Here is a 19039-nt window from a genome sequence, read left to right as displayed (position 1 = left end):
GGAGGGCTTGGCAAGAATGGTTTCTTCAACCGATTGGGAAGATAATCCTTACATTATTGGTCGCCCAATTTACGAACCAGAGCTATTTTTTGGCCGTGAAGATCTATTCAATTTTGTCCAAGACAATCTCAATAAAAGGGCACAGGTGATTTTGCTGCATGGTCAGCGACGGATTGGCAAGTCGTCTGTACTATCCCAAATTCCTAACTTTATCACTCTAGAGCAATTCTTGTTCGTGCCTTTGTCCCTAGAAGGTAAAAGTCAGAAGTCCCTAAGTGAAGTTCTCCATGAGTTGGCAAGAGATATTATTGATTACCTCGAATTGTCCTACCTCCAAGTTGCCTTACCTTCAAAAAGAGATTTGGAGGAAGATGCACAAATATTTTTCAATAATTTCTTGCCCCAAATTTATCAAGTAATAGACGGGAAGAATTTAGTACTATTGCTGGATGAGTTTGATGTTTTGGGTGATTCTAACGAAGATTCAGCTGTTTCTCACTTCTTTCCTTGTCTCCAGTCGATTGTCTATTGGCACAAGGAACTTTTTATTATTCCAGTTGTGGGGCGGCAATTAGATGATATGCCTAATTTACTGAGTTTATTTAGGCAGGCTCCCCATCGGGAAATTGGTCTGTTGGATAGACACAGTACAGAACGGCTAATTGTTAAACCTGCTGAAGGAATTCTTAGATATGAACCTGATGCTATAGAGGCAATTTGGGAACTTTCAGCAGGACATCCCTATTTTACGCAAGTGATCTGCTTTGCGCTTTTCTCAGAGGCTAGGGATGAGCAACGCTGGCAAGTGAACCGCCAAGATGTAGAAAATATTGTAGAGCAGGCGATCGAGATTGGCGAGGCTGGTTTAGCATGGTTCCGGGATGGATTGCCAATTCCTGAACGAGTAGTTTTCTCAACAGCAGCACAAGCCCAACAGCAGAAAAACTCAGTAGTTAAAGGAGAACCCTTAACACAGCTTGTGCAGTGCGGGGTTGTTTTGACTGAGCCATTTCATACGGCAGAGGAGAGATTGCTAGAATGGGGCTTCTTCAAGCAATTAGGGGTTTCTGAGATCCCAGAGTTATATTACCTGAATACTTACAAAATTACAGTTGAGTTAGTGCGTCGCTGGCTAATTAAGCGGTATCCTTTGCGAAGAGAAATTTGGGAACTAGAGAAACTTGATCGGCAAGCCGATCGCATATATCAACAAGCAACAAAGCTATATCAACATAATGATATCCAAAACTCACTCAAGCTATATGAACAAGTATTACAAATTAATCCCAACCACTTTGATGCTCTGTTTAGGCTAGCTGAGGTATGCATAGATGTCAAAGATTTTGACGAAGCAGTAGAACTGTATGCCCGAGCCTATAAAGTTGATCCAATCCGCAATAAGGAAGGATTTGTTCAAGCTTTGCTCAGTTATGGACAAGAACTAATGGAGCAAAATAGATTTGAAGCGGCAAAAGAACAATTTAGACAAGCATTAATACTTCAGCCTGATAATAAAGTTATACAGGCAGCTTTAGTTGCTGCCCAACATGAGACACAGATTTTTAGAAGCGGTGAGAGAGTTGTAATTACGAACGGCAAATATGTTGAAAAACTGAGTGACTCAATAATTATCAGTTACCCAATTAATCTAGGTGAGCAAAGCATAAATATAAATCAAGGCATCGATTTAGGCGATGTGACAGTTAGTGATGCTACTCATTTAGTTAATAGTAGTATTGCTCAACTGCAAAATTTAGACGATCCGGAAGCAGCAAGATTGGCAAATTTACTCCAACAGTTGCAAACAGAAATTGTCACCAATAGAGAATTAAATCCTGAAGATAAAGCAGAAGCTTTGGAGCAGGTAATTGCCTTAGCTGAAGCTGGCAAAAATCCTGAAGAAGGGCGTATGCGGAGGTTAGCAAGAACTTCGCTGAAGATTTTGATAGGTACACTTGCAGGTTTACCAAGTTCTGCAACATTAGTCAGAACTGCTAATCAATTATTGCCTGCAATATCTAAGCTATTAAATTTGAATCTTTAGGGTTATAAGGATTTTTTTCTCACGCAGAGGCGCAGAGGAGAATGCAAGAGTTCTGTCTAATTTCTTGGAATTAGTGATGTCCAAGGACAAGCCCTCCGGGTTCGGGGGTGACGCTCCTGCGTCGCTACCGCTGCGCTAACGCAATCGACGGAAAGCGGAGCCACTGCCTTGGACGGGTTCCCCGGCTTGAAGCAAGTGGCATCCAAGACTGCGACCCCCTCACTGCTTTGCGTCTACGCACTTTTTCTCCAATTGTCAAAAATTCATCTTTTACCATTTTCTGCTGGACCTAAATTAGTTATTTCATAACCATTTGGATAACTACGAATAGGATAATCAATAAAGAAGTGTGGCTGATTTCGCGGTGGGAAGAAACGCAATAATCTAGCTCGGAGTTTGAGTATATTTGCAAGCAGCGATCGCAGGAATGGGGAAGGATGTTCAAACCCAAAGGCATTGAGCATTGTATCATCAAGTAAAGCATATACTAAAGGTTTTAAACCTGAACCCATCCAACCAGGAAACCAACTCAAAAACAAATCGCGGGTTGCTTCTCCTACTCGGCGATTTGTATCAGAATAACGAAAGTTTTCCTGTTCGTAGTCGCGGTTATAGCGTTCAAATTCTTCGTAGGTTTCGGGGATATTTTGAATATGCATCCGCTTCCCTACTTCCCGCCAGAAGTAAAAAGCTGCTAATTTCTCTTGTTCGCACATCAACCGCCAACCAAAACTGGCATTCCAGCGAATTGGATCGTAAATGAATGTCGAAAGTACATACAAAAAATCGGCATTGTCAATCTTGAAGCGGGCGTGGATTGCATTCATACGTTGCATGGCTTGTTTGCCGCGATCGCTATCGTAACCCCACTTGCCAATTTCCCCTACAATTATGCCTGTATCGTCATACCGTTTTTGCGGACGGTGATAAAATTCCCCTGTTTTATCCAATAATTTAGAAATGCTGGGAATACAGTAAGTTCGCATTAAAGACACTTCCAGCGCTCTTGTCATTTCCCAAGGAAATTCGTAGCCAATCATTATGCGATAAATTTGGCAATGATCTATCACAGGATCGAGTTGCTGAATCAGATGGAGATTTTTGTAGCGATTGAGATACATCTGAGATTGATCCTGCAATTAGGCAAGGTTTATTAATTACAGACAGCGTCAGCAAAAAAAACGAAAGTAAAGTTAGGGATAGACGCCTAAAAACTTACTTTCGTAGATTAGCATATTCTGTCGTTTATCTGAAAAAATGTGCTGATTTACTGATTAACATCCAGCAAACGCGAAGTTTGGAAACGTTCCATCCATTTTTCTAAATAAACTTGATTCGCTTGTTGTTCAGATGGATCTTCACTATCTAAAGGATAAGGCATCAATCCCAAAATCGCGGCTGTAGTTACACAGAACATCGATTTTTGGAAAGTTATACAAATTTGCACTCGTAAATCATCTTCACCGCGAGGAGTGCGACGATAAACTTCATGCAAATACTCTGGCAGATAATGCCGCATATCCTGCATTAATAAGGTGGGAGGAATACCAGCGCTACCAATGGGTAAAGGATCTGCATATAATGCACCATATTGAAAGCGAGCTTGATCGGGGGGAATTTGATATGCTTGAGCGTTGTAGGTAACTGTCCCAGAGAAAGGAGTTCCCCGAAAGAAAACTGCTTCTACATAAGGTATTGCTGTATCTGCTAAGAAGGTTAGACCAAGTTTTTTAGGCAGGATTTCATAAACTTTGTTATCAATTTTTACTTCGTAAGTAATTGGCTTGGCTGCATCTGCTACTAACCCTGCTTTTATATGATCTACAACTTGGGGAATTGTTTGAATTTCGCCTCGGTCATAGCGGTCTGATAGGTTTAGAAAGATATCAGCCATAACACGCCAGAATTGCCCCAAACCACTGTAGTATGCAGAAACACGCAACTGTTCAATTAAGAAATCGGGAAACAGTTTATTTACTACCTGCACTAAGGGATTATTTTTAAATTTGGCTGCAATTACAGCTTGGGCTGCTGCTTGAAATTCTTTAGTATCTAAATATGTATCTAGTCCACCGCCACCATGCCACATCATGGACTTCATGCAATACTCGGCATATTCAAAATTAATTCTGTCATGCCACCAGTGACGGAATAATTTCTGCCAAGAAAATTTACCATTAAAGTATTTAAAAAAGGGAAAAAATACTAAGAATTGATGATCGGCAATGTAGATAAGATTGTTTGAATATGCATCTAGAACTACACCATAGCTTTTGAGAATGCCAACTACTTCTAAAACATTCTGTGAGCTATCAGCAAGTAGTGCTTCACCTGTTTGTAGGCGTTTGATATACTCAGCTAAGGGATTGTTATACGGCTTATTTTGTATCGTTACCATTATTTTTTCTCCAAAACAGTAAAAATATTATTTATTTGTAATTGCTTATTATCGGCGATTAATTAGTTATTAATTACCAGCTTGGAGATTATGTTTGTAGTAAGGATGATGCATTACTACAAACCCAATCTCCATATTTTAATTTTTACTTGCTTTATCCAAGGCAACCGTTGCCACTACGTTTTGTGTATTTACCATTGCTGTTATTGTTGGTTCTGTCCAACGCGCTAACCAAGCGGGTTGGATACCAAAAATCACAATCAGCACAGCTAAAACTATAGATGGAATCCGATCGCTCCAATACACGCGCGGTAAGTTGGTAACTTGTGCAGATAGACGCCCAAAAAAGGCTTGGTTAACCAGAATCAAGAAGTAAACAGCAGTTAACCCTGTACCAATCATACATAGCAAGGTTTGGACTGGAAAAACTGGAAAGCTGCCCCGAAAAATTACGAATTCGGAAATAAATCCTAACATTCCAGGTATACCAGCACTGGCCATGACTCCCAAAACCATCAAGCTACCAATGACTGGCATCCCGCGTTCTGGATTTAGCAGTCCTCGGACGACATCTAAATCGCGACTCCCAGCCTTTTTATAGACAACACCTACAAGTAGAAACAGTAGGGCCGAAATTAAGCCGTGGCTAATCATTTGCATGACAGTACCTAAGACGCTTAACTGTGTCGCCGCCGCTGCCCCTAAAAGTATATAGCCCATGTGTCCAATGGAACTGTATGCCACCATTTTTTTCATATCTTTTTGGGCGATCGCGCAAGATGCACCATACACTACACTTACTACTGCCCAAGTCGCCAACCAAGGAGCTAAATAACTCCAAGCTTCTGGTAACAAGTTCATACCAAATCGCAGTAAGCCATAAGTTCCCAATTTCAACAATACCCCAGCTAATAAAACTGAAATTGGCGTGGAAGCTTCCACGTGAGCATCTGGTAACCAAGTATGGAAAGGAACCAAAGGAATCTTAATGCCAAAACCGACTAAAATTCCTGCCAGTAACAAAAGTTGCGTTGCCAACGGTAGAGACTTGGCATTTAAGGTTGCTAGCGCAAAGTTAGGCGCACCACTCAGCCATATCAGACCAAGGAAACTTGCTAAAATCAGAATTCCCGAAAGAGCAGTATAAATTAGGAATTTCGTAGCTGCGTAACCCCGTCTTTCACCACCCCAAATTGCAATCAACAGATACAGGGGAATTAGTTCCAATTCATAAAACAAGAAAAATAGCAACAAATCCTGAGCAAGAAATGCTCCAGTTACCCCAGCACTTAACAGCAGTATCAATGAGTAATAAAATCTAGGACGTTGCAGAGATTCATCGCTGCTGTAAATAGCAATGCAGGTCAATAATCCGTTTAAAACCAGCAAAGGCAAAGATAAACCATCTACTCCCAGATTATAGTTCAAACCTAAGGTATCTACCCACGGTATGAACTCACTAAACTGTTGACTAACTTGCCCAGGGTTAAATTGAATAGCTAAAACGACCGACCACACAAAGGCGATACTAGCAACGAGTAAAGCTATCCCACGGGAAAGTTTACCATTCATGCCAGTGGGCCAAAAACCGATCAAAGCCGCACCAAATAATGGCACTAAAATCAACGCACTTAGCATACACAGAACTAGTTAAGGATAGGGAAGGGAGATGAGGAGGACAAATGACAAATGGCTCCTAGAAAGGCAGCTTATCTAATAGTCCTAATGACCAACTGATGAAAAAGCCCAGTACGCTGACGACTGCGAGGATGGTCAACATATAACCTTGGGATTGCCCAGAAATGCTGTACTTTAAACCTTGTCCGCTGAGAATAGCTGCAAACCCAACCAAGTTAACAAGACCATCAACTAAATAGCGATCGCTCCACGCAGAAATCTTGGAAAGTATTGCTACTGCACCGACCACGGTCACTTTATAAACTTGGTCGATGTAGAAATCATAACCCAACAAGTCCTGCATAAATCTCCATGCCAGAATTCTTGACCTCGACCATGCTTTATGCAGATACATAGTAGAGCCTATACCGACACCCACCAGCGTAGAAGACAGTAATATTGCCACAACATACCAATTAATACTTTCCCAATCTGGTAGTAAGTACCATTGCTGTAGCATCAGGGGTAATAACAGCGTCAGGATGGTCAAAGTCACCATTGGAAATGCCATCTGCCAACCCACTTCTGGGGCCCGTCTGGTCTTTTGTTGCGGTGTATCCCAAAATATGTATCTGAACACCCGCGTTAAGTTTAATGCTGTCAAACCATTGACTATTACTAATACGCCGATTACCCAAGGGCTAATATTCACAAAGCCATCAGCCCAAGACAGCATTGCCCAGAAGCTTCCTAGTGGCAGCAGTGTTACCATCCCCGCAGAACCGACAACAAAGGCAGTGGTAGTGGCTGGCATCCGCGACCACAGACCACCCATTTCTGTGAGGTTTTGAGTGTGGGTCGTATAAATTATGGAACCAGAACTCATAAATAATAGAGCTTTGGCGATCGCATGAGTTAATAGCAACATTAAGGCTACACCCCCTTGCTGCAAACCCATTGCCAAAAAGACTAGCCCCATGTATGCACTAGTGGAATGAGATAGCGCCCGCTTAATATCAATTTGCGCTAAGGACACTAAAGTTGCACCAATTGCTGTCACCGTACCCATGATTACTAAGGCGTTCAACGCTACTGGGGACAGAGCCAACAAAGGTTGCATTTTATATAGCAAATAAGCACCACCAGCTACCACCAGTGAGTTTCGCAACACGGAGGCAGGGTTTGGCCCTTCCATCGCTTCATCCAACCATAAATGCAGCGGAAACTGAGCACATTTACCTGCTGGACCAGCAATCAATGCTAATCCTAGTAACGTTGAAGTAACCGAATCTAAGTTAGCTGTTTGCGCCCACTCATATAAATCGGAAAAGTTCAGACTACCTGCCAAGCTAGAAAGTACCACTACACCCATTAGCAGCAACAGGTCTCCTACCCGTTTCGTCCAAAATGCATCCCGTGCTGCTGTCACAACTAAGGGCTGTGCATACCAGAATCCTACTAATAAGTAAGTGGAAAGCGTCAGGACTTCCAAAAGGGCATAGCTGAGAAACAAGGAGTCACTGATGGCTAAACCACAGAGCGCTGCTTCAAAAAATCCAATCAGCGCAAAAAAACGCGCTAACGCCCAGTCCTTTTCCATATAACCTAGCGCGTAAATTTGTGCTAGGACACTTAATCCGGTAATTAAAACTGTTGCTCCAACACTAACTGGTGAAATATCTAAAGCGAAGGATAAATCTAAATCTGCTACTTTGAACCAGTTAATCAACAAATTTTCTGGCTCTTTATCCCAGATATGTTGAAATATGAATAGGCTATGGAAAAAAGCCACAATAGTGGTCAACAAGTTGAAATATGCCGCAGGTCTTGGTCCTGTTCGCCGAATAATTCCCATTGCCCACGGCAAGGTTAAAACAGCACCTATTAGACCATAAACAGGCACAAACCAACTTGTGATGTAGAAAAATTGATTCATTTAAATTCCCTTGGACTACTCAGGATGGAATGCCTTGTTTAAAATCAGCTTTTATAAAAAATATTCTCTATATAATTAGCTTGACATTACATAGTGATAAAAACTGTAATGACACAATAAAAATATTTAATTCTTACTCTATACTTTACTTATAGCATTGGAATTCCTACTTCTACATTGCCAATTTATATAGCTTATTATAAAAACTTATATATCTTTTAGACTGTGCTTGTATAAACAAGAAAATTTCAGGAAAAGCAGTTCAGATAAAGTATCTAAGCTTCTCTTCTTCCGCTTGAGATTAAATTACAGAGTTTATTAATCTGGGTTTGACAAATGTAATTAAAAAATTATAAAGCTTAGTTGGCCGCTCTAGCAATCCGTGAAATTTCATTAACCAAATGACAGCATTAATTTATGTTAAGTTTTCTTAAACGTTATTATCATAAACTATTATAGTGATTTATATTGCCAGGAACGCCAAGCTTTCCTATGCTTAATTTGGAAGTGTTTTCTTAGCTCAAGATGAGCTTCCCCGTCAACAATTTCAAACCTCAGTACTGATTGGATTAATTTTGTAGGAGTTCTGCGATGCCAATTGCAGTTGGAATGATTGAGACTAAAGGCTTTCCAGCAGTAGTAGAAGCTGCTGATGCGATGGTGAAAGCCGCTCGTGTAACATTAGTTGGATATGAAAAAATTGGTAGTGCGCGAGTCACAGTGATTGTGCGGGGTGATGTATCGGAAGTGCAAGCCTCAGTAGCAGCTGGGGTCGAAGCAGCCAGAAGAGTAAATGGTGGTGAAGTGGTATCCACCCACATCATTGCTCGTCCCCATGAAAACCTGGAATATGTCCTGCCGATTCGTTACACCGAAGCCGTAGAACAGTTCCGCACTTAAAAACCGTTTAAACAAAGTAGTTAACGGGGTTGCCTTATTGAGTGCTTTTGTTTTCCAAATCTAAAAACTTTAAATAAGGGTTAGAACTAATGTCGATCGCAGTAGGAATGGTAGAAACGCTAGGCTTTCCAGCAGTAGTAGAAGCAGCAGACGCAATGGTGAAAGCTGCTCGCGTCACTTTGGTAGGCTACGAGAAAATTGGGAGTGGTCGGGTTACAGTTATCGTTAGGGGAGATGTTTCGGAAGTACAAGCTTCCGTAGCCGCAGGCGTGGAATCAGTGAAGCGAGTCAATGGCGGACAAGTGCTGTCTACTCACATCATTGCTCGTCCTCACGAAAACTTGGAATACGTCCTGCCAATTCGTTATACAGAAGATGTAGAGCAATTCCGGGAAAATGTCAACGCCATTCGTCCTTTCGGCAGAAGACCATAATTTGTAATGCAAATTGCCAAAGTTCGTGGCACAGTAGTTAGCACACAAAAAGATCCAAGTCTTAGAGGTGTGAAACTACTGTTGTTGCAATTAGTAGACGAAGAAGGAAACCTCCTGCAAAAATATGAAGTAGCAGCAGATACAGTCGGTGCAGGAGTAGATGAGTGGGTGCTTTTCAGTCGTGGTAGTGCCGCTCGTCAAGTTCCTGGAAACGAACATCGTCCGTTAGATGCAGCAGTGGTGGCGATTATTGATACTATTCATGTTGAAGATCGTCTCATTTACAGCAAGAAAGACCAATATAGATAGTCAAGAGTCAAGAGTAAAAGGTCAAGGTTCAATAGTTTTTACTATGGACTATTGACTATGGACTATTGACCATTGGCAAAAGCTTAATTTAGGAGGAATCTCGCGATGGCAGTCAGCAACACGGTGGCACCCCCAACCCCGTGGTCGAGGAGCTTGGCTGAGCCAAAAATCCATGAAACCACATTTGTACATTCGTTTTCCAACGTGATTGGAGACGTGCGCATAGGTGCAAATGTAATCGTTGCTCCGGGAACTTCAATTAGAGCCGATGAAGGTACACCTTTTTTTATAGGTGAAAACACTAATATTCAAGATGGTGTAGTAATTCATGGCTTGGAGCAAGGTCGAGTAATTGGTGATGACCAAGAGCAATACTCGGTATGGATTGGTAAAAATGCTTCCATTACCCACATGGCCTTGATTCACGGGCCAGCTTATGTTGGGGCTAATTCGTTTATTGGCTTTCGCTCTACAGTATTTAATGCCAGAGTGGGTGCAGGTTGCATTGTAATGATGCACGCTTTGATTCAAGACGTCGAAATTCCCCCTGGTAAGTATGTACCTTCAGGAGCGATCATTACTAATCAACAGCAAGCTGACCGTCTACCAGATGTACAAGCGCAGGACCAGGAATTTACCCATCATGTAGTGGGAATTAATCAGTCACTGCGAGCGGGTTATCTCTGTGTTGCTGATAGTAAATGTATTACACCCATCCGGGATGAATTAAAAAAATCTTCTAGAAGTAATGGTATTACTGTTTTAGAGCTAGAAAGGAGTAGTGAAGTGGCGAGTAAGAGCTTGGGTGCGGAAACAATAGAGCAGGTGCGCTATTTGTTAGAGCAAGGGTATAAAATTGGCACGGAACACGTAGACGAAAGACGGTTTCGCACTGGTTCTTGGACTAGTTGCAAACCATTGGATGCCAGATCTATTGGTGAAGCGATCGCAGCTTTAGAAAGTTGCGTAAGAGACCACAGCGGCGAGTATGTGCGGTTGTTTGGTATCGACAAAAATAGACGGCGCGTGTTAGAAACCATCATTCAACGACCAGATGGTACAGTTTCAGCACCTACCAACTTTAGAGATCCTGCTGCTCAGTCTAATGGCAGCTACAGAGCTAATACTAACAGTAACGGTAACGGTAACAGTGCTGGCAACGGGCAACTCAGTGCTGAAACTGTGGAACAAATCCGCCAACTCTTGGCAGGTGGTTACAAAATCGGCACAGAACATGTAGATGAGCGACGCTTCCGCACAGGTTCCTGGCAAAGCTGCGAGCCGATTAACGCTAATTCTACCAATGACGTAATTGCTGCCTTGGAAGATTGTATCAATAACCATCAAGGTGAATACGTGCGCTTGATTGGTATTGACTCGAAAGCCAAACGACGGGTATTGGAAAGCATTATCCAACGTCCAAATGGTCAGGTTAATCCACCATCTAGCAGCCAGAAATCATTTGCCAGTGCGCCAACAGCAACAGCACAAGCAACTAGCACCCGCTTAAGTGGAGAAGTAGTAGAACAGCTACGGCAATTACTTCGTGGTGGGTATAAAATTAGCGTTGAGCACGTAGACCAAAGAAGATTCCGTACAGGTTCTTGGACGAGTAGCGGTCCTATTCAAGCAAATTCTGAAAGAGAAGCGATCTCTGCCTTAGAAGCACAAGTTGCTGAATACCAAGGAGAATATGTGCGCTTAATCGGGATTGACCCCAAAGCTAAACGTCGGGTACTAGAAACTATTATCCAACGCCCATAGCAGTACGAGTGATAAGTGCTGAGGAGCCAGTACTGCATAGGATTGGCGAAAGAGTTTTCCGAATTGAATCAACTAGCGTTGCTAAGTTGAGTCGGTTGTGGACGCCAGCCATACTATGACTATTACTCAGCACTCAAAACTACTCTCATTTTCCGGCTTCCGAGGTGACAATTCTCATGTCTGTGCCGCCACTGCGCCTCAGCAATAACTTTGATTCTTATATTAGTGGCGAGGTGACTATTCATCCAAGTGCGGTACTCGCACCAGGGGTGATACTCCAAGCGGCTTTAAACGGCAAGATCATCATCGGGCCAGGGGTTTGTATTGGTATGGGGTCAATTCTCCAAGTCGATCAAGGAACCCTAGAAGTAGAAGCAGGAGCAAACTTGGGAGCCGGTTTTCTCATGATTGGTCAAGGTAAAATAGGAACAAATGCTTGTATTGGTTCAGCGACTACAGTGTTTCGCTGTTCGGTTGCACCGGGACAAGTAGTTCCACCTGGTTCAATTTTGGGAGACACCAGTCGGCATATTGGTGTTACAGAATCGGAACCACCAAAAACTAATGTTTCTACAGCTACGCAGGCGGCAAAGGAAGGAAAAAATTTGATCGGCAGACAAAGGAACAACGGGATCAATAGAGATAAAAATATTTTCTCAACAAGCCTCTCTGCTGGAGTTTCCCTAGAGTTACAACACAAATCTACTTCCCAACCTCAGCCTGCTAGTAATCCGGTAGACGAATCTCCTTCAGTTGCAGAAAACCCCACGTTGGCTGGTTCCAACCTAGAGGAAACCGCAGCAGCCACAAATGAACTGAGCCAAGACTCAGAAACCAATCTCAATGCCGCTGAATCACCCAACGGGATTGGTACTCAGATTTATGGTACAGGAAGCATCCAAAGGCTGTTAGTCACCTTGTTTCCCCATCGCCAATCACTTAATGAACCAATCTCTGACGATCAGTCTGAATAAGTGTTAATTGTAAGTTGTTAGTTTCGTGAGTATCTTGGAGACTCTACATGGAAACATCAAATCAACGGGCCATTAACACTGTTCAGTCATCCCACCATCGAGATAACCTCAAGGACACTGCTTTAGGTTTAGTATCTACCCTCAGTTTTCCAGCGATCGTTGGGACAGCGGACATGATGCTGAAATCGGCAGGAGTTCATTTAGTTGGGTATGAAAAAATTGGTGGTGGTCATTGTACAGCAATTGTGCGGGGTGGGATTGCGGATGTGCGTCTAGCCGTAGAAGCTGGCGTACAAACTGCTGAACAGTTTGGTCAATTGGTTTCTAGCTTGGTGATTCCCCGTCCTTATCCCAATTTGGAGATAGTGCTGCCGATCGCTAATCGTTTCAGCAAACTGATGGAAGAAGGAAATTACAGTCGTTTGAGTAATCAAGCAGTTGGTTTGGTGGAAACGCGAGGATTTCCGGCGATGGTAGGAGCCTGTGATGCCATGCTCAAAGCGGCTGATGTGCATTTGGCAGCCTATGAAAAAATTGGTGCAGGTTTGTGTACAGCCATTATTCGTGGCTCGGTGGCTAATGTTGCGGTAGCAGTGGAAGCAGGGATGTTTGAGGCAGAACGCATTGGGGAGTTGAACGCAGTAATGGTGATTCCGCGACCGTTGGATGAATTAGAGCAGACATTGCCATTAGCAAGTTGTTGGATAGAACAACGTCAACCATTAAATTTACCAGTTAATATCAGGGAACGGGAACAAGTTGCCGAAATCGAGATGCTTCAGTTGCCAGATTTAACTCAATTACCTGTCAAAATTTTAGAAGAATGATGAATGATGAATGATGAATGGTGAATGATGGATTGTAGGCAATCCGCATTCAGGATTCAATATTCAGCATTCATCTTAAACTGGAAGGCATCTTACGCTTTGCTTTATTGTTCTCATAATAACTGTTCAATCCTATAAGTAAAATATCTAACTTGTAATAGGGTTCATAGAGTTATATCTATACTTATGAATCATAACTTTTGTATGAGCAGTGGTATCTCTAATGCAAGTGTTCAGTGATACTAGATTTATATCTATGAATCGCTATTAGAGGAGAATCACCCTTGAACCAAGCGACGCTACACCAGTTGAAGGTGTTCGAGGCGGCAGCACGGCACGGGAGCTTTACTCGTGCAGCCGAGGAATTGTTTCTCACCCAACCCACCGTTTCCATGCAGATTAAGCAATTAACAAAATCGGTCGGTTTGCCTTTATTTGAGCAGGTGGGTAAGCGCCTCTATTTGACAGAGGCTGGACGGGAACTATTTGCTACTTGTCGGCAAATTTTTGAAACTATGGCCCAATTTGAAATGAAAGTAGCAGATTTAAAAGGGCTAAAACAAGGTCAATTAAAATTAGCAGCAATTACAACCGCAAAATATTTTGTACCGCGTTTGTTGGGGCCATTTTGCCAGCTTTATCCAGGAATAGATATCTCGCTGCAAGTCACAAACCATGAACGAATTTTAGAGAGAATGGTTAATAATTTGGACGACTTGTATATTATGAGCCAAGTCCCAGAAAATATTGATGTGACTTGCCAGCCATTTTTAGATAATCCCTTGGTTGTCTTTGCTCCTCATAATCATCCACTAGCGAAAGAGAAAAATATTCCCATCCAACGTCTTGCCCAAGAACCTTTTATCATGCGGGAACCAGGTTCAGGAACACGCCGCGCTGTTCAAAGCCTGTTTGACGAACATGAAATCACAGTGAACGTGAAGCTGGAATTGGGGAGTAATGAGGCAATTAAACAAGCGATCGCAGGTGGTTTAGGAATCTCTGTTTTATCTCGTCACACATTAATTGCGGATTCGTCTGAATTGAGTATTCTGGATGTACAGCATTTTCCAATTAAGCGAACTTGGTATATGGTTTACCCTTCTGGTAAGCAGCTATCGATTGTTGCTCGTACCTATTATGATTACCTGATCGATGCGGCAAAGAATTTCATTGAGCAAAATACTTCTTTCTCCTGGGGTACATTTGAGAAAAGTCAAGGATGAAGAAGGGGCTAAGGGCTAGAGAAAGACAGATTTTGATCAGCTTTTATTGACGTACTCTACTTTTCTTCTGCCACAGACGCTACAAAGTAAGCGAATCTATGCCCAAAAGCTTGACGGTTATGCTTGCAAGCATTAACAATTAACCAGCAGAACCATTTAAAATGGGGGAAAACTGGCAGTGGTTAACCCGGAAATACCATTTTTACGCAAGACAGTACAAAGCCAGATTGTAGCCGTGACGGTATACAGTGATAAAGCCCTAGTTACAAGACGGGGTATAGTTTCCTTAACGGGACGGGAACAGGAATTAGTCATTACCTCACTGCCGATGACTCTAGAAACTGATTCCGTGAGGGTTGGCGGTACAGGTAGAGTCGGGGTACGGTTGCTGGGAGTCAGCAGCGATCGCACTTATACTACAGAACCAGTTGCAGAACGTGTGGCACAACTAACGAGGCAGATTCAGCAGTTAGAAGCAGAACAACGCCATCTGCAAGCCCAAATCGATGCTTTAGCATTGCAGTCTAGCTTTATCGCTGGGTTACGGGAAAAGACAGAGGAACCTTTTTCCCATAGTTTGGCGCGGAAAAACCTCAGCCTCAGCGAAACTCTAGATTTTCTCAACTTTCTGGGAAGCCAGTATAGCGAATATGCGATCGCTTCTGGGGAATGCAAAAGCCAGCAGTATGAACTAGAAAAGCAGTTACAAGTACTCCGCGCTTCACTGCAAAAAATTCAAACACCCCACCCCAAAGAAAGTTTGAGTTTAATTGTGGCAGTGGAAGTTGCTGGTGAAGGCGACTTTGAGCTAGAGCTTTCTTATGTTGTGAATCGCGCTAGTTGGACTCCGCTTTATGACTTACGCTTTAGCAATACGAGCAATATTGTCAATCTCACTTACTTGGCAGAAGTCACCCAAAGCACAGGCGAAGATTGGATAGGTATAGATCTCACTCTTTCCACGGCTAAACCCGGATTAGGTACGCTCCCACCTAAGCCTCAACCCTGGTATATAAGTACTCCTCCCATTCCTCCAGTGGAATTTATGAGGCGAAGAGGTACACCAAAGATACCCATGATGGCAAATCAATTAGCTGCTACTGGTGGAATGAATGAACAAGAGGACGAGTACGAAGGTGCGCAAGACAGTTTTATAGAAGCTGAAACTGTTGTTGCTGAAGTATCGAAAGAAGGAAGTGTAGTCACCTTTAAACTCAATGGTGGGGGTAACATTCCCAGTGATGGCGCACCCCATAAAACTACAATTTTTAATGATGATTATCTTAGTAGCTGCGATTATGTAGCAATGCCACGCTTAGTCAGTTTTGCTTATCTACAAGCTAAAGTGAAAAATAGCCTTAACGGTGCAAGTTTGTTAGCAGGCAAAGCGAATATTTTCCGTGACAATATATTTGTCGGTACAACCAACTTAGAGAATATTGCACCAGGACAAGAATTTAAAATTAATTTAGGAATTGACGAAGGTTTAAAAATTGAGCGTGACTTAGTTGAGCGTCAAGTTGACAAAAAATTGATGAGTAACCAGCGCCGTATTACTTATGGTTATCGGTTGACAATTACTAACTTGCTCAATCAAGAAACTGATCTCACGCTAACTGAACAATTGCCAGTTAGCCGCAACGAGCAAATTAAAGTACGTCTCACCCGCAGCAATCCTCAAATCCAACTTGGGGACATGGGTATTTTGGAATGGGACTTAACTCTGCCAGCCCAAGAAAAACGAGAGATATATTATCAATTTACTGTCGAGCATCCACCCGAATTAACAGTTATTGGCTTAGATATTTAAAATTTAATATTTGACAATGAAAATTCAAATATTGAGTGATTTACACATTGAGTTTCAGCCTTTTACTATTCCTAATACAAATGCTGATGTTATTGTCTTGGTAGGAGATATCCATTTAAGGGAAAAAGGAGTGAAATGGGCAATTGAAAATATCCATAATAAACCTGTTATCTATGTATTAGGTAATCATGAATATTATGGTAGTGCTTATCCTAAACTAGTTAACAAACTCAAAGATTATTCGTCAGGCACTAATATTTATATTTTAGAAAATGATTTGATAACTATTGAAGATGTAACTTTTCTAGGTTGTACTTTATGGACTGATTTTAAACTTTTTGATAATGCATATATTGCTAGTTACGAAGCTAGTCAAAATATGACGGATTTTAAAAAGATTAGATTAAGCCCTCAATACTCAAAATTAAAACCTGTTGATACAGTAGAAATTTATAGAAAATCAGTTAGTTGGTTAAAAAATACTTTATCTAGCTTGTCTGGAAAAATTGTAGTACTCAGCCACCATGCTCCAAGTAAAAAATCTATACCTTCAGAACATCAAGAAGATATTTTAAGTGCTGCTTATGCATCAAATTTAGATGATTTAGTTTCTGAATCTGGCGCTAATTTATGGATTCATGGACATATTCATAACCATTTAGATTATAGAATTGGTTCGACCCGAGTTATTTGCAATCCGCGCGGTTATCCTGATGAATTGAATACTTTGTTTGAACCAAACTTTTTTGTAGAAGTATAAATTATTATACAGCTTTCAAAATCTGATTTAAAATAAGTAAAATGCTTGCTAAAGAATTTGTTAAATTTTACATTTTAAATATTAATACTTGGTTGATAGAGTGAACATTAAAATTACTGCTACGCTAAACTTATAGCAATGAGACACTTGCCGCCATGTCTGTCGCCCCAGATTTAGCAACCCCAGAAGATGTTATATTTCCTCCTGGGGATTTATACAGTGACGAACCACCTTTGGAAACTGACTTACATCGTCTACAAATGACGTTGCTCATCCAATGTCTTGAGTGGTTATGGCAAAACCGCAATGACTTCTATGCATCCGGCAATATTACAATTTACTACAGCCCACGCCAGCGCAAGTCAGAAGATTTTCGCGGCCCAGATTTTTTTGTAGTGCTAGGAACTGAACGCAAACCCCGTAAAAGTTGGGTTCTTTGGGAAGAAGATGGTAAGTATCCCAATGTGATCATCGAACTGCTATCAGATTCTACAGCTTTAACTGATAAAGGCTTAAAGAAACAAATTTATCAAGATACCTTTCGCACACCAGAATACTTTTGGTTTGACCCTCATAATCTAGAATTTGCTGGGTTTGTCTTACTGGCAGGTAACTATCAACCAATAGAACCAAATTCTCAAGGCTGGTTATGGAGCCAGCAGCTAGAGTTATATTTGGGAGTTGATCGGGAAAAGTTACGCTTTTTCACTCCTGAAGGACAATTGGTTGCAACACCAGAAGAAGTGGCTGAACAAGAAAAGCAAAGAAGCGATCGCTTGGCAGCAAAACTGCGAGAATTAGGAATTGATCCAGATACTATTGTGTAATCTTAATTGTATAGTAACTAACGTAAAACTAAGTCAGTAATTAAGGGTGCATGGTCAGAATTAGCATTTGCTCCTGTAGAAATTTGAGCCACACTAAAGTGCTTGCTGACAAAGCAATGATCAATAGGGATATTCAGTAATGGGATTACCCAGCTTGGTAGATTTACGTGAGTTGCTGGCCGTGGCCAGCTTGGTAAAATGCCAAAACCTAAGCGAGAGTTGTGCAATTTTGTTTTATTGATAAATCTTCGATAATAGGGCGACCAAGGTGTTAAGTTAAAATCTCCCATTAAAATTAATGGCTGATTAACTTCTTTAATATAATCGCTAAGTGCTGCTAGCTGAAGATTACGTCTATGAAAATTATTGCGTGTTACAGGTACTATGGGATGTGTTCCAATTAACTTAATAGATTGTTGATCTACTGTTAAGGTTGCTATGAGGTTATGACCTCCTTTGCCATTAAAATTATCTGCCTTTACATCTTTAATTGGTAAGCGGCTAAATATTGCCAGTCCACCACCAGGACTTCTAAACGTATAAGGTAAAGTGTTTTTAAAACCTGTTTTTAGATTGTCAAAACCACTGCGATTAACTTCAATAAATAACGCTACATCAGGGTGATTATCCCGCACTACATTAATCACTCTTTTGTCATCATTATTCTGAATGTTAATGTTAAAAGATAAAAGCCGAATTTGTTTAGTTGCATTCCCAGCTAACTGTTGCGAGTGAGGTAAATACCAAGGAAGCACCTCAATTAAATTCAAACCCACAATTAATAAAGCTGCAAGAAGTATTACTTTACTCTTGAGATGCCGTGTTCGCCAAAGAATGCCTAAAATAAAAGTAATTATTAACGATAAAACCAAATAATGAACTCGAAAATGAGCGAGTAGTTCTAGCGGCCAGAACCAAGCCATGTAGCTAGCTAAAGATAGGAATCCTAAAATTAACAGGGTAGCGGTTGCAACAATTAAAACTATTCGTTGATTCATGGGTAAATTGGTTGCATCAAATGCGGTCTCATCAATTAACATCAATCACCATTAACTATTTTTCGGATAATTGTGTTAATTTGACAGCAAAGTTGCCACAAATGCACTATTTCTATCCAAGGTAACCCAAAATTAATCGCCAACTGTTCTACAACACTACAACTACCAAATCTCTAGTTTCACTTTCTCCTACACTCAACAGTGGTAGCGAAAGA

16 protein-coding genes are annotated in these 19039 nt (G+C 41.4%); 11 read left to right on the top strand and 5 right to left on the bottom strand.

All coding sequences use genetic code 11. From position 1 onward, the window contains the following. The first annotated feature begins 16 nt into the window (after nucleotides 1-16). Nucleotides 17-2044, top strand: coding sequence for an ATP-binding protein (locus BV372_RS00150; RefSeq protein WP_086681400.1), 2028 nt, complete (start codon nucleotides 17-19; stop codon nucleotides 2042-2044). 263 nt (nucleotides 2045-2307) lie between these two features. Here BV372_RS00150 and BV372_RS00145 read toward each other — a convergent pair whose 3' ends face one another. From BV372_RS00145 to BV372_RS00130, 4 genes are all read right to left on the bottom strand, one after another. Then, nucleotides 2308-3165, bottom strand: a complete 858-nt coding sequence (locus BV372_RS00145) for an oxygenase MpaB family protein (RefSeq protein WP_086681397.1) — start codon at nucleotides 3163-3165, stop codon at nucleotides 2308-2310. 146 nt (nucleotides 3166-3311) lie between these two features. Beyond that, nucleotides 3312-4442 (bottom strand): CO2 hydration protein, encoded by a 1131-nt coding sequence (locus BV372_RS00140; RefSeq protein WP_086681394.1) that lies wholly within the window; start codon nucleotides 4440-4442, stop codon nucleotides 3312-3314. Between the two features lie 138 nt (nucleotides 4443-4580). Continuing rightward, on the bottom strand, nucleotides 4581-6080 hold the full coding sequence (locus BV372_RS00135; RefSeq protein WP_086681391.1) for an NADH-quinone oxidoreductase subunit M: 1500 nt from the start codon (nucleotides 6078-6080) through the stop codon (nucleotides 4581-4583). A gap of 58 nt (nucleotides 6081-6138) precedes the next feature. After that, the gene (locus BV372_RS00130) at nucleotides 6139-7995 is read right to left on the bottom strand and encodes an NAD(P)H-quinone oxidoreductase subunit F (protein ID WP_086681388.1); all 1857 of its coding nucleotides are present in this window, start codon (nucleotides 7993-7995) and stop codon (nucleotides 6139-6141) included. A 591-nt stretch (nucleotides 7996-8586) separates the two neighbouring features. On the opposite strand from BV372_RS00130, the gene BV372_RS00125 reads away from it, so the two are divergent. The 10 genes from BV372_RS00125 to BV372_RS00080 all read left to right on the top strand — a co-directional run bounded on the left by BV372_RS00125 (nucleotide 8587) and on the right by BV372_RS00080 (nucleotide 17826). Further along, nucleotides 8587-8895 (top strand): carbon dioxide-concentrating mechanism protein CcmK, encoded by a 309-nt coding sequence (locus tag BV372_RS00125; RefSeq protein WP_009457333.1) that lies wholly within the window; start codon nucleotides 8587-8589, stop codon nucleotides 8893-8895. An 89-nt stretch (nucleotides 8896-8984) separates the two neighbouring features. After that, nucleotides 8985-9329, top strand: coding sequence for a carbon dioxide-concentrating mechanism protein CcmK (locus BV372_RS00120; RefSeq protein ID WP_010995041.1), 345 nt, complete (start codon nucleotides 8985-8987; stop codon nucleotides 9327-9329). Nucleotides 9330-9335: 6 nt separating this feature from the next. Then, nucleotides 9336-9638: a EutN/CcmL family microcompartment protein gene (locus BV372_RS00115; protein WP_086681385.1), complete on the top strand. Its 303-nt coding sequence runs from the start codon at nucleotides 9336-9338 to the stop codon at nucleotides 9636-9638. A 105-nt stretch (nucleotides 9639-9743) separates the two neighbouring features. Beyond that, nucleotides 9744-11402, top strand: coding sequence for a ribulose bisphosphate carboxylase small subunit (locus BV372_RS00110; protein ID WP_086681382.1), 1659 nt, complete (start codon nucleotides 9744-9746; stop codon nucleotides 11400-11402). A 176-nt stretch (nucleotides 11403-11578) separates the two neighbouring features. Beyond that, nucleotides 11579-12376, top strand: a complete 798-nt coding sequence (locus tag BV372_RS00105) for a transferase (protein WP_086681379.1) — start codon at nucleotides 11579-11581, stop codon at nucleotides 12374-12376. Between the two features lie 47 nt (nucleotides 12377-12423). Further along, entirely contained in the window at nucleotides 12424-13203 is a 780-nt protein-coding gene (locus BV372_RS00100) for a BMC domain-containing protein (protein ID WP_086681376.1), read from the top strand. A gap of 284 nt (nucleotides 13204-13487) precedes the next feature. After that, on the top strand, nucleotides 13488-14429 hold the full coding sequence (locus tag BV372_RS00095) for a LysR family transcriptional regulator (RefSeq protein ID WP_086681372.1): 942 nt from the start codon (nucleotides 13488-13490) through the stop codon (nucleotides 14427-14429). A 178-nt stretch (nucleotides 14430-14607) separates the two neighbouring features. Next, a complete protein-coding gene (locus BV372_RS00090; RefSeq protein ID WP_086681369.1) occupies nucleotides 14608-16239 on the top strand; it encodes a mucoidy inhibitor MuiA family protein in 1632 nt (543 codons plus the stop codon). Nucleotides 16240-16255: 16 nt separating this feature from the next. Then, entirely contained in the window at nucleotides 16256-16999 is a 744-nt protein-coding gene (locus BV372_RS00085) for a metallophosphoesterase (protein WP_086681365.1), read from the top strand. A 155-nt stretch (nucleotides 17000-17154) separates the two neighbouring features. Beyond that, nucleotides 17155-17826, top strand: a complete 672-nt coding sequence (locus tag BV372_RS00080) for a Uma2 family endonuclease (RefSeq protein ID WP_086681362.1) — start codon at nucleotides 17155-17157, stop codon at nucleotides 17824-17826. A gap of 17 nt (nucleotides 17827-17843) precedes the next feature. Here BV372_RS00080 and BV372_RS00075 read toward each other — a convergent pair whose 3' ends face one another. After that, complete coding sequence (locus BV372_RS00075) at nucleotides 17844-18866, bottom strand: endonuclease/exonuclease/phosphatase family protein (protein WP_256973041.1); 1023 nt, start codon at nucleotides 18864-18866, stop codon at nucleotides 17844-17846. Nucleotides 18867-19039 lie beyond the last annotated feature (173 nt).

The sequence above is a fragment of the Nostoc sp. T09 genome (genome assembly GCF_002154695.1).
Classification (GTDB): Bacteria; Cyanobacteriota; Cyanobacteriia; order Cyanobacteriales; family Nostocaceae; genus Aulosira.
This window is presented reverse-complemented; position numbering and strand designations above follow the sequence as displayed.

Excerpts from the sequence above, each read along its gene's own strand:
- BV372_RS00075 (WP_256973041.1), bottom strand. The coding sequence starts at position 18,866 with ATGTTAATTGATGAGACCGCATTTGATGCAACCAATTTACCCATGAAT.
- BV372_RS00085 (WP_086681365.1), top strand. The coding sequence starts at position 16,256 with ATGAAAATTCAAATATTGAGTGATTTACACATTGAGTTTCAGCCTTTT.
- BV372_RS00080 (WP_086681362.1), top strand. The coding sequence starts at position 17,155 with ATGTCTGTCGCCCCAGATTTAGCAACCCCAGAAGATGTTATATTTCCT.
- BV372_RS00150 (WP_086681400.1), top strand. The coding sequence starts at position 17 with ATGGTTTCTTCAACCGATTGGGAAGATAATCCTTACATTATTGGTCGC.
- BV372_RS00145 (WP_086681397.1), bottom strand. The coding sequence starts at position 3,165 with ATGTATCTCAATCGCTACAAAAATCTCCATCTGATTCAGCAACTCGAT.
- BV372_RS00140 (WP_086681394.1), bottom strand. The coding sequence starts at position 4,442 with ATGGTAACGATACAAAATAAGCCGTATAACAATCCCTTAGCTGAGTAT.
- BV372_RS00135 (WP_086681391.1), bottom strand. The coding sequence starts at position 6,080 with ATGCTAAGTGCGTTGATTTTAGTGCCATTATTTGGTGCGGCTTTGATC.
- BV372_RS00105 (WP_086681379.1), top strand. The coding sequence starts at position 11,579 with ATGTCTGTGCCGCCACTGCGCCTCAGCAATAACTTTGATTCTTATATT.
- BV372_RS00120 (WP_010995041.1), top strand. The coding sequence starts at position 8,985 with ATGTCGATCGCAGTAGGAATGGTAGAAACGCTAGGCTTTCCAGCAGTA.
- BV372_RS00100 (WP_086681376.1), top strand. The coding sequence starts at position 12,424 with ATGGAAACATCAAATCAACGGGCCATTAACACTGTTCAGTCATCCCAC.
- BV372_RS00110 (WP_086681382.1), top strand. The coding sequence starts at position 9,744 with ATGGCAGTCAGCAACACGGTGGCACCCCCAACCCCGTGGTCGAGGAGC.
- BV372_RS00125 (WP_009457333.1), top strand. The coding sequence starts at position 8,587 with ATGCCAATTGCAGTTGGAATGATTGAGACTAAAGGCTTTCCAGCAGTA.
- BV372_RS00130 (WP_086681388.1), bottom strand. The coding sequence starts at position 7,995 with ATGAATCAATTTTTCTACATCACAAGTTGGTTTGTGCCTGTTTATGGT.
- BV372_RS00115 (WP_086681385.1), top strand. The coding sequence starts at position 9,336 with ATGCAAATTGCCAAAGTTCGTGGCACAGTAGTTAGCACACAAAAAGAT.